We start from the raw sequence: 10,385 nt of genomic DNA, 5'->3' as shown, positions 1-10,385 counted from the left end.
AATATATGGATTTCTTAAGTGAATAATGGAGGTCCCAAACAAACCAATATCTGCAATATATCGTCTTGCGGTATTATTATTCGTATAATTCCTCATGATGTATAGGCTTTCCCCCATCCGCTTACTCATCTATGTAAATGGTAATCTTCCCCAATCTAGAAATATTTAAACCCTTACCCTTTTTGCTCAATAAATTACGATTTAGGTCACTTTTTAGAATAGGTACATAATTCCATTAGAGTTGTTTCATACTAAAAAAACCATTATTTAAGCAGATGGCCGGGGGTGGATGTATGAAGCGGAAAATTTTGCAGTCACATTATGAAACAAAGGAACGAACAATTGCCGAGGTTTTCCAACAGTCAAAAAAGTCAGCTGATTTTACACAATTCTCCCCTATTGAATCTAATGAACTTCTTGAAATCAGCTATTTTACTACGATGGTTGATATGATTATCCTTCAACAGTCCATATTAGTATCATTGAAGGAAAAAATAACAGAGGTTCAGCAGCTTACTGATTTAAAAAACATTATTCCGATTGAAAATATTGAATTTACGGAGAGTGCTCAGGATTTAGAAAATGCGCTGCACATTGGTGCAGTTGCTGCTTACTTTAAGAACAATTTAGATGAAATTGCCCTACTAAACATCGGAAATTCAAGGCTTGGTCAACGCGAAACGAATGAAACAGAAAATGAATTTAGTGTTATTGGCCCAAAGGTTGGTTTTATCGAAGACCTTAACTCGAATCTTCATTTATTGCGAGATCATTTGGCCACATCTGACCTAATTATTGAGCAATTCACAATTGGAACTAGATCAAAGACAACTGTCGTGATTGCATACCTAGATGGAGTTACAAATCCTCAGTATATCAATACAGCGAAACAACGGATATTAGATCTGGATGTAGATGGGGTGTTTGATAGTACTGAACTGGAACAATTGATTTCTGATCACTCTCGATCTCCCTTCCCTTTATTTATTTCAACAGAAAGAATCGATCGTGCATCTGCAGCCCTTTTAAAAGGTGAAATTATCTTAATGTGTGACAAATCGCCATATGCCTTGATTGGCCCTGTCACACTGATGGACTTTTTCTCAACTCCAGAGGATTTTTTTATACCTAGTGTTATTGCTTCTTTTTTTAAATTAATTCGGATATTTGGCATGTTGTTTTCAATTTTTGCCACTGCGTTTTATGTAGCGATTTTAACATACCATTTTGAAGTGATCCCGAAGGATTTACTAGGCACACTTATTTTTTCAAGAGCCAATGTTCCTTTCCCACCATTTATAGAGGCATTATTTTTAGAGGTAACAATTGACTTACTCCGTGAAGCGGGTGCACGTCTTCCAACAAAAATTGGACAGACCCTTGGGATTGTTGGGGGAATCGTAATTGGGCAAGCAACAGTTCAAGCAGCTCTAACTAGTAATATTTTGTTAATTATCGTAGCGCTTGCAGCTTTGTCTTCATTTACAACACCCATTTACAAATTGTCAAATGCTGTACGTTTGTTGAGATATCCCTTTATTATTCTCGCAGCGATATGGGGAGGATTGGGGATTTATATGGGGGTATTATTCTTAATTGGTCATTTATTACGATTAAAATCTCTTGGAATTCCTTATTTGGTACCACTTTATCCATACCGTAAGGGTGGTGTTATTCATTCATTTCTAAGACCGAGCTATGAAGGTGATGGGAAGCGCCCCTCCTTTTATAGAATTTTAAGTTTGATTAGATTTAAACCATCTGCAAATCAAGACCCTGAAGAAGGGTTAAATTCGGAGTAAAAACTTTTAAAAAGGCTGAGATTGATATATGAAGAAGTGGAGAAAAGCAATTGTTTTCATTCTATTATTTTCTTGTTTGGTAGCCCTTGTTGGCTGTACAAGAATGAGAATTGTCGACAGGTTAAGCATTATTCATGTCTTTGGATTTGATTTAAATGATAAGGGAGATTTGATCGGAACTGTCCTTATTCCGGAATATACAAAAAGTAAGGCTAGCGATAAAATTAAATATCTACAAGTGGAAGCGGATGTAACTGCTTTATTAACACCTAGGATGGCAACCCATACAAGTACTCCTGTTGAATTAGCCAAAACGAGGGTCTTGGTTTTAGGAAAAGACTATGCAAAAACGGGAGTTCGTGATGTTGTAGAGCGAATTCTTGTGAATCCAAAAATCGGTACGAATATTCAAATTGTCGCTTCGACTCACTCTGCAGAGGAAACACTTAAAGCCTTGAAAAAACAAGGAGAACTGATGTTAGCCGATGAAATCATACACAATATGAGAGGACAATTAATTCCATACATGAATCTCCACGTCTTCTTAAATCATTTTTATGGACAAGGAATGGATCCTTATGTACCGATGATAACGATTGATAAATTCGGAAAAATCCAAGTCGATAACGTTGGAATTTTCAAAGATGATAAGTTCATGCTCCATTTAAATGTGGAACAAACTTTTCTATTTTCAATTCTCGAGGATTACCGGACACAAGCTCTTTTTCAGATTGACTTCCAAGATGGGGATCGCCAAGAATCAATTGTTGTTCAAGGATTCCGTAGCATAAATACGTGGGATTGGGTAAAAAGTGAGCAACAACTAAATCTTACTATGAATCTCATCTGGACGATCACACATCGCCCAAAACGTTATGATTTAGAGAACCCAAACGATATTAAAACGTTAAAAAAGATCATTGCAAAAGACATAAAAACTGATGTGGAAGAGCTAATAAAAACCTTCCAAGAAGAAGGGGTCGACCCGTTAGGGATTGGAAATATTGTCCGTTCACAGGATAAAGATTGGAATCAAGAATCTTTTTATGAACTTTACCCTTCCATACCAGTAAATATTGACGTGAACCTAGAAATCATACATTCCGGCCTTCAAGGCTAGCTAGACTAGGATGGTCCATTATGAACAGTAAGATTAGCGAAAATAAACTAGTATCTCCCTTTTTCATCTTCTTTTTAATTCATGGTTCTCAAACTGGAATAACGGTCTTAAAATATCAACGAGCAATCGTTCAGGGGGCCGGCTATGATGCCTGGTTATCCGTATTTGTAGTAGGGTTGAGCACAAATATCATATTTTTCATGATGTTATATATCATGAATCAATCTACTGCTGGTGATATTCTTTCATTACACAAAGATTTATTTGGAAAATTTATCGGGGGAACACTGAATCTATTAATGGCTTGCTATTTTTCTATAGCTGGTCTATCTGTTATATATTCATATATAGACGCCCTTCAAGTTTGGGTATTTAACGGAATAGCCAGCTGGGAATATGCTTTGGTCCTATGTTTCCTAATTTACTATCTTGTTGCAGGCGGATTTCGGGTTATTACCGGGGTTGCTTTTTGGGGTGTGGTTATACCAGGTTTCTTGTTACTTTCCTTTTTCTATTTAATTCAATTTCTCGAAGTATCATACCTTTTACCTCCTTTTAAATACGGTTTAAAAGAGCACTATATTTCTGCTAAAGAATCTGTGCCGTTATACTTAGGTTTTGAAACCGCACTTCTTTATTTTCCTTTCTTAAAGAACAGAAAAAAGGCGAGTAAATGGGGACATTTTACCTTGTTTTTTACAACAGTATTATATTTGGCGATTACGCTTGTAACTTTCATGTTCTTTACCCAAGGTAAGCTTCAGCACCTAACTTGGCCAACGTTAACGATGATCAAGATCATTCAATTCTCATTTTTGGAACGCTTTGAGTTTATTTTTATCTTTACTTGGCTCTTGGTCGTTATCCCTGTCATTTGCATTTATCTTTGGTCCGCTGTCAGGGCTATTAAATTTACAATTCCTAAAATAAAACAGACATACATCCTTCTGTTTTTGCTCGCCCTTTATTTGTATACCAATAGCTTCCTAATCGATATGTATTACACCCAGTTAATTGGAAAAATTGTAATGTATAGCGGCACCGCATTCATATATGGGTACATCCCACTGATTTTTTTCATATGTATGATTCGGAACTCCTTTAAAAAGCTAATGAAAGCTTGATTCCCAGCGTGAATACATCGCTGGGAATCAGGCACTATACCGTTCATTTTTACTTAGTGTAACGGTTTGCGTAGCATGAAGCCACGAATGCATTCGGCTTTATTTTCGGTTCCACGCCGATTGCTTCCATTCGTGTTACCATTTCCTTCACAAATTCACGTGTTTTGTTCCTTTTCCCTGCCCCAATATCAATATGCCCCTCCATTGTGAATGAAGCGCCATCGTAAATATGTGGCAGCACTATATCGATAAGTTGATTTTTCTTTTCCTCGGTAAATAATGATACAATTTCCTCCGATAATGATAATTCAAAGGAAATTCGCTCATGCAAATGTTCCATCCTTCTCGGAACAACCACTTTTCGAATACATGCCCACACACCTTTTCCTTCATTAAGTATCACAACACCCGTAATAAAGGTGGTTTGTCTTGGATGCACTTGAGAATCTGTACCAATGATGAGCCTATATTTTCCAGAAGGCTCAGATTGCATGAATACTACTATGTGTTCAAACACCCGCTCAAATGACATCCGTTTTTCCATTAGATTTTTAAATAAGTAGTGATTGTTTGAATTATTTTTCATAAATTCAGATCACAACTTTCCCGGTCTTTTATTGACCTCTTTTATACATTTTATGACCGGGAACAGGATAATGTGTAGTAAATAGCGATTTGGTACAAAAATTGGATGTCCACTTTAGATAAACATGCCTTTTATCCTAGTTCTTTAATACCTATTTTTACCTCCTTTCAAATTGTATAATATTACCATAAACCTAAATCGGAGCGTGTATTTATACAATGAAGAATTCATTTATTGACCCGTTTGATACCATTCTGTCAGAGGCTATAACGAATCCAGAGAAACGGTATTATTTTTATAAAGCCTTCTTGGATTTAGAAATTGTCGCGATTGGCACTGTTTCCTCGGATAAAAAAAGTTCAGAGCCTATTCTCCATCTGAAACATATCGAAATGAATAAGGAGTTAGTACTGCCTGTGTACTCAAGTGTTGAAAAATTCAACTCCATCTATAAGGGAAAATATAAATATATAAAAATATCAACACGAATGCTTTTACAGTTGATTGAACTAGACTCAACTTGGGTACTAAATCCTGGTTTTGATATTAGTAAAAAGATCATCCCAGAGGAGCTAGAAACGTTACGTGACGGAAGAATTCTTCATTACTTTTTTGAGGAGTTAGGCCTTGAAGAAAAACAGAGTTTCCTAACCAACCAGATGACAGAAATACCTCAATCGGTCCTCGAGGATATTTCCAGCAGACTTAAAAACTTCCCTACAATCAAAAATGCCTACTTTACACATATTTATAATCCCGCTAAATCAACGAATCCGATCCCTTTGATTGGAATTACGGTTGAACAAGAAGAAGAAAATTCTGAGGAACTTTTATTAAATGTATTTAAAGCAGTTAATGATAATACACAGCAGCGAATTCAAATTCTTAACCTTATTGTGAATCTTCCACTTACAAATTCAATCATTAACGGGACTGAGCCCTTCTATAATCGAACAACGATAGATGATCTGAAATCCATGTTCCGATAGAGTCACGAAAGGAGGTAACTAAATGGCTCAAATTGACATTAAAGTGAATAGTGTCCGATCTTCAAACAGTCAGCTAAAAGGAATCACTTCCGATTTGATGGATACACAGAGTCGAATTTCTAGTCTACGTCATGCGATTGACAGTCAAATCACTAGTAGACATGGCATTGGAGGAATTTTAAGTAGTTTGGCATCCTCCCTAAGTGATTTGGAAAAGCGCCTCAACCAGCTACATAGTTTCGTAGATAATAGTGTAACTCGGTATGAACAAGCGGATAGACAAGTAAACTCCCATTCACAAAAACTAACCGCTCCTCCTAAAAAATCATTTTGGGAATCGGTTGGAAATTTTTTTGGAGTCGTGGGTGATTCTGTAAAAGGATTTGCAACTGGACTCTGGGACGTCGGTGTAGCCACTGTTGAAGGTATTTGGAACATCATCACTCATCCGGTTGAAACTTTTAAAGGCCTTGTGCATGTCATTCAACACCCAATTGAAACCGCAAAAGGAATTTGGGACGCAATCAAAACATCATGGAATGAAGATGTTATTAATGGGAATGCCGAAAGCCGGGGAAATTGGTTCGGTCGCGCCTTTGGAGAAATTGCCCTCGCAGTTGTAGGTACAAAAGGTGTAGATAAAGCGGTAAAATTAACTAAAGGGGCAAAAGTTGTTGATGAGGTTGGTGGGGTTAGGGTAGTTAGTGGGGTTGATGGACTATTAAAAAAATCCACCTGTCCACCTGATGTATTAAACTCCTATTTACAAAAAATTAGTAAAGAACTTGCTGATGAATATACAAATACAGGAAAGTGGCCCGAACATATCCAAATACCGAAAGATCCTAGTGTATTAAAGCCGGATGGTTCAATTAAATGGGAAGAGGTTCCTAATGGTGGGTATGTACTTGATAAAAATGGAAATGCAATTAAAGAAGTACATACACCTGTCCAAGGAGAAATAATTGACCGATATGGGCCACCGAATGGTCGATATACTTCACCCGTTATCGATGGAAAACCATTTGATTATGATCAAAGATCCTTACCGTATGTGGAGGATCCTACTAAGTATCATCAATATAAAATCATAGGCGATTTCGAACAAATTGAGACCTATTTTAATAACACAACAGATCTTGCATTAAAAGAAAAAATCACATCTATGATGGATGCATATGATTTATCTTTTGAAGATTTAAAAATACAAAAAGGAGAAATTGCTTCTGGCTTTAGTTCAACGGGTGGTGGTATCCAATATGAAATGCCGCTGCCAGTCGATATATTAGAAGGTTTAGGCTTAGTCGAAAAATTAAAATAGGATGTGGTCATAATGACAAAAGAACAGGCAATCCAAATAATCAAAGATGAGAATTTACAATTCTATAACTGGTTTAACGATCATGATATTAATCCGAACGAAGTACTAATCAGTCAACTAGGAAATACGTGGAAGGTATCCACTACAGATGAACGCGCAAATGCTATTTCTGAAAAAGAATTCGATACCTTGGAAAAAGCACTAGAAAATTTTATCAAACGTGTAAGAGGATTGAACAAGTTTTATAATCTATAAACCACGGAACATATAAGAAGGCATTAGAGTGATAGGTTCGTGATAGCTTCTAGCCCATTAAAATAATCTGGAGTTGATTTTATGGATAATAAAATTAAAAATATTGAGAGTACTGTGATTGATTTACTCTTTATATTAAGAAAGTATTAGGACGGACAGATTTACTATCAAATAGCTTAACTTGAAGAAATATTGAATATCATTAAATCCAATTCCGATATTGAGACAAAAGAAAACAGAATAAATACTTTAGTTGAAGATCTTTCCTATCAGAGGTGGATTAACTGATTTCTATGTCTGGGAAAACGATGCCAAGGAAAGGGGTAAGATAAACAAACCTATTAGTGAACAAAATGATAAATTATGGAAATTAATAAAAAACTGATGTTGTATTTATATTTAATTTCTTAGAGGAAAGGAATAGATTCCTAGTACAATAAATGTTCAATGAACACACCTGTGTTTTAGTAAAAAATATTTGATTATCTTCACTAAAAGTATGAAAAGTGCGGCTATATTTAGCTTTTCTATAAAGATGTTGGGCATATATTCTTGGTTCCGAAAATTTGGGATTTATTTCATTGCATGAAAGGAGAAAATGTAAATGAACAAATTTGAGGCCGAGAAAATAATTAGGGAAGAAGATTTAACACGTTATAACTGGTTTGATGAACATCCATTAAGAGAAAATGAGGTGGGTATTAGCATTGATAATGATCAATGGGTAGTATATGTAACTGATGAAAGAGCGAGTATAGTTACAGGTTCAATTACAAAATTTAATAATGAAAGTGATGCTTTGGACAACTTTATAAAAAGATTACGCACAGATAAAATTTTATTTTGAGCTGTTTTTGTTTCTGATTTCCAGGTTGAGCCTTTCGAAATGAATTATGGAGTAATAAATATCGATGGAAATTTAACCTAAAATAAATTTAATAATAATATTAGGCAGTATTTTAGTAACAATTTTTGTCTCAAGTGGAAACTGGATAGATTTTGATACAGCCCCCAAAATAACAATGCATTTTATAGATAAACATAGTCGCCTACCCATTACCATAAGATTTGCTGACTTAGCCACCCATGAAGGAAGAAAAAGTTATCAAAATTAGATAAGAGTTTATTGAAGTGCTAAATGAAATGTGGAAATTGCTCCAGCAGCAGGATTCGTAATTACTATGTAACTATTTAAAGGATTGATAGAATGATTAGAACTCGGTTAATCAAAATATGCCAATACCTCGACATTCAAGTAACCTTTGATAACGTAACCCTTATGGAAGTAAAGCCACCTTATGAAGATTTTATTCAACTAGAATTTATAATAGGTTCTTACGAGTATTCTGAAATTAATTTCGAAAGACAACCTAGTCCAGAAAAAGAGAACGTCGTTACATTTAATAATGAAACAAAAGCGACCAAATTTTTCTTAATGAAATTATTAAAGAAGTTCTATTTCAATGATATTTTTCCTAAGGATAACCCTGTCCATGATTTTACGAATATTAATGAGCTAATTGCTTATTTTCAAAACTAGGTGTTCCAAATAGCTTATATAATTTCAACAACAAAATACCACAGACGATCTATCTTGAAATTGATAATAAAAATAAAATGCTAATAAGTTATGTTGATCATAACATTCAAAAAAGCTTCACCACTATGCCGCTCAGTATCGATAGAGGTATTATTGTATTCTATCGTTTGACCTACTCCTTTTATTTACTAAATAAAATAATCCAGCAGGGTCTTCTTAATGAAAAGTTTGACGATGAAGATATCGAGTTATTTATTAAATAGATGAAGCTGGATACCCCTATTTGATTTGGCGTCTTTACAAAGGAAGTATGAAATAAAAGAGATATTTTCAACTTTGGGATTAAAATTCTAATCGATAATAAAATGGGGAGTCACATTATGAGTGAATATGCAATTTTTAAATCTAAAATCTACCCTGTCAGTAACCATGGTCGAGTACTTCATTTAATTAGTCAAAAAATAGAAAATGGCTTTCATGAACTTATTGATATAACAGGAAACAGGCACGATGATATTTTTATTAAAGAAGTTTCCCTTGAAGAAGTTGAACTAGTATATGAGTTAAAATTTAATGCTATTTATAAAGGAAAGGAATATGAAACATATGGGGTTGACTCCTCTACTATAGAAAAGAATTACATTCTATTATTTAGCATGGTTTATGAAGATGTTAATGACTACGGCTTTAGAAAACACGAGCATTTTGTATACCAAAAGGAAGTTGCACTTCATGAGATTGATGCACTAGTTGAAATTAAAAAGCCAATCTTACAGTGGGAAAATCAGCCTGAATCAAGGAGAATAATTCCTCATAAAATGATTCGGGAATATTTAAGTTAAATTTAAAAAATTGCCTCCTTCATTTAGTAACTTAATAGTTTAGCAGGATGCGCTATAGAGGTGGTAAGAATAAAAAAGATGAATTAATTATATTATTGATTCGTTCTGGGGTACCGAAAGATTTATATAGCTTAGATGGAGGACTTCCAAACGAGTCACTATGTTTAAACTACGCTGATGGAGTTTGGGAAGTGTATTACAGTAAGAATGGTATGAAATCCCAAATACAAATATTCGAATCCGAAGAAAAAGCATGTAATTATTTTTATAAATTCATTTTGGAATTATTATAATAAAGTAAGACATGTCACTTCGGATTTATGAAGGACATTTCAGCTTCAATTTCGATCCGTTTTGGTCTTCATCGAGCTTATGAAGACCTATTCGTTCTCAATTCCAATCCGATTTGGTCTTCATCAAGCTTATGAAGACCTTTTTGGTCTCAATTTCAATCCGTTTTGTCCTTCATCCAGCTTATGAAGACCGTTTCGACCTCAATTTCAATCCGTTTTGCCCTTCATCAAAGCTCAGTCCCAAAACTCACAGGAACCACAAGAACCTTCCCCTTGGTCCCCATTCCCTACTGCTCCCTCTCCCCTTCTATCTCGATAATTCCCTCCAGGTCGTCCTGGACGCTTTGTGGTGCGAGAGGGACTTTGGAGCGATAGGCGGAGCGCATGATGACGTGCGCTGAGACTGGGGCAGTCAAAAACACGAAGAAGATTCCTAGAAATAAGCGAATGCTAAACGTGCCTTCCATTATAAAAAACAAAAATGTTCCTACTAAAATGAATAGAACTCCCATC

The 10,385-nt window shown here is 35.2% G+C and carries 12 protein-coding genes; 10 read left to right on the top strand and 2 right to left on the bottom strand.

The genetic code is table 11. From position 1 onward, the window contains the following. Nucleotides 1–293: 293 nt before the first annotated feature. Genes V7147_RS22015 through V7147_RS22005 form a run of 3 tightly spaced genes read left to right on the top strand, consistent with a single transcriptional unit; the run spans nt 294 to nt 4,046 of the window. Nucleotides 294–1,802 (top strand): spore germination protein, encoded by a 1,509-nt coding sequence (locus V7147_RS22015; protein WP_335369950.1) that lies wholly within the window; start codon nt 294–296, stop codon nt 1,800–1,802. 28 nt (nt 1,803–1,830) lie between these two features. Beyond that, nucleotides 1,831–2,922, top strand: a complete 1,092-nt coding sequence (locus tag V7147_RS22010) for a Ger(x)C family spore germination protein (RefSeq protein ID WP_335369949.1) — start codon at nt 1,831–1,833, stop codon at nt 2,920–2,922. A 20-nt stretch (nt 2,923–2,942) separates the two neighbouring features. Beyond that, a complete protein-coding gene (locus V7147_RS22005) occupies nt 2,943–4,046 on the top strand; it encodes a GerAB/ArcD/ProY family transporter (protein ID WP_335369948.1) in 1,104 nt (367 codons plus the stop codon). 49 nt (nt 4,047–4,095) lie between these two features. Here the strand turns inward: V7147_RS22005 and V7147_RS22000 are convergent, their stop codons facing one another. Next, complete coding sequence (locus V7147_RS22000) at nt 4,096–4,632, bottom strand: ribonuclease H-like YkuK family protein (RefSeq protein ID WP_335369947.1); 537 nt, start codon at nt 4,630–4,632, stop codon at nt 4,096–4,098. Nucleotides 4,633–4,850: 218 nt separating this feature from the next. Here V7147_RS22000 and V7147_RS21995 point away from each other — a divergent pair, with 218 nt between their 5' ends. The 7 genes from V7147_RS21995 to V7147_RS21965 all read left to right on the top strand — a co-directional run bounded on the left by V7147_RS21995 (nt 4,851) and on the right by V7147_RS21965 (nt 9,579). Continuing rightward, nucleotides 4,851–5,621, top strand: coding sequence for an enhanced serine sensitivity protein SseB C-terminal domain-containing protein (locus tag V7147_RS21995; RefSeq protein ID WP_335369946.1), 771 nt, complete (start codon nt 4,851–4,853; stop codon nt 5,619–5,621). 22 nt (nt 5,622–5,643) lie between these two features. After that, the gene (locus V7147_RS21990; RefSeq protein WP_335369945.1) at nt 5,644–6,942 is read left to right on the top strand and encodes a TNT domain-containing protein; all 1,299 of its coding nucleotides are present in this window, start codon (nt 5,644–5,646) and stop codon (nt 6,940–6,942) included. Between the two features lie 12 nt (nt 6,943–6,954). After that, a complete protein-coding gene (locus V7147_RS21985; protein ID WP_335369944.1) occupies nt 6,955–7,197 on the top strand; it encodes an Imm59 family immunity protein in 243 nt (80 codons plus the stop codon). Between the two features lie 604 nt (nt 7,198–7,801). Further along, on the top strand, nt 7,802–8,044 hold the full coding sequence (locus tag V7147_RS21980; RefSeq protein WP_335369943.1) for an Imm59 family immunity protein: 243 nt from the start codon (nt 7,802–7,804) through the stop codon (nt 8,042–8,044). Between the two features lie 82 nt (nt 8,045–8,126). Next, the gene (locus V7147_RS21975; protein WP_335369969.1) at nt 8,127–8,312 is read left to right on the top strand and encodes an endonuclease V; all 186 of its coding nucleotides are present in this window, start codon (nt 8,127–8,129) and stop codon (nt 8,310–8,312) included. A 92-nt stretch (nt 8,313–8,404) separates the two neighbouring features. Further along, complete coding sequence (locus V7147_RS21970; RefSeq protein WP_335369942.1) at nt 8,405–8,737, top strand: hypothetical protein; 333 nt, start codon at nt 8,405–8,407, stop codon at nt 8,735–8,737. 380 nt (nt 8,738–9,117) lie between these two features. Beyond that, complete coding sequence (locus V7147_RS21965) at nt 9,118–9,579, top strand: hypothetical protein (RefSeq protein ID WP_335369941.1); 462 nt, start codon at nt 9,118–9,120, stop codon at nt 9,577–9,579. A gap of 580 nt (nt 9,580–10,159) precedes the next feature. Here the strand turns inward: V7147_RS21965 and V7147_RS21960 are convergent. Beyond that, on the bottom strand, nt 10,160–10,385 hold a 226-nt coding region (locus tag V7147_RS21960; RefSeq protein WP_335369940.1), incomplete at its 5' end, for a monovalent cation/H(+) antiporter subunit G.

Origin of the sequence: Bacillus sp. JJ1521, assembly GCF_036965165.1 — a bacterium.
In the GTDB taxonomy this organism is placed as follows: domain Bacteria; phylum Bacillota; class Bacilli; order Bacillales; family Bacillaceae_L; genus Ferdinandcohnia.
Note: the sequence above shows the minus strand (reverse complement) of the source record. Positions and strands in the feature narration are given on the sequence as shown.